The organism is Collinsella aerofaciens (assembly GCF_018785245.1).
GTDB classification, from domain to species: domain Bacteria; phylum Actinomycetota; class Coriobacteriia; order Coriobacteriales; family Coriobacteriaceae; genus Collinsella; species Collinsella aerofaciens_AD.
This window is the reverse complement of record NZ_WQPL01000036.1, coordinates 1-474: the sequence shown is the minus strand read 5'-3', so window position 1 is coordinate 474 and position 474 is coordinate 1. Positions and strand designations below refer to the sequence as shown.

Sequence of the window (474 nt, the reverse complement as noted above, 5' to 3'; positions counted from 1 at the left end):
AGCTCCGCCGCTCGAGGCAGCGCCTCAACATGTTCCTGATCAGGCTGGGCCACGTCTGGGACGAGCGCAACGCCGACGGGGCGAGGAAGAAGGCCTGGACGAGGGCCCACCGGAGGTGGGTCTCGGAGATCAGGCTCGAGGGGCCGCAGCGCGACGCGCTGGAGTACTACGTCACGGCCGCCCGCTGCGCGGAGTCGGACAGGCGGCAGCTCGAGAGGAGGGTCGTCGCGCTGGCGGGCACCGACCGCTGGCGGGCGACGGTGGAGGCGCTGTCCTGCATCAAGGGGGTCGACACCCTGACGGCCTTCAGGCTCGCGGCGGAGGCCGGGTCCTTCAGCAGGTTCCGCTCGGCGCCGGCCTTCGCGAGCTGGTGCGGGCTGACCCCGTCGGAGCACTCGAGCGGCGAGTCCGAGCGGCGCGGCGGGATAACCAAGGCCGGCAACGCGCTCGCGCGCACGGCGCTCATAGAGTCCG

At 72.8% G+C, this 474-nt stretch carries 1 protein-coding gene; it reads left to right on the top strand.

Annotated elements, in window-relative coordinates; genetic code table 11:
• Positions 1 to 29: 29 nt before the first annotated feature.
• A partial coding sequence (locus GPK39_RS08045) for a transposase (RefSeq protein WP_215674916.1) occupies positions 30 to 474 on the top strand: 445 nt, incomplete at its 3' end.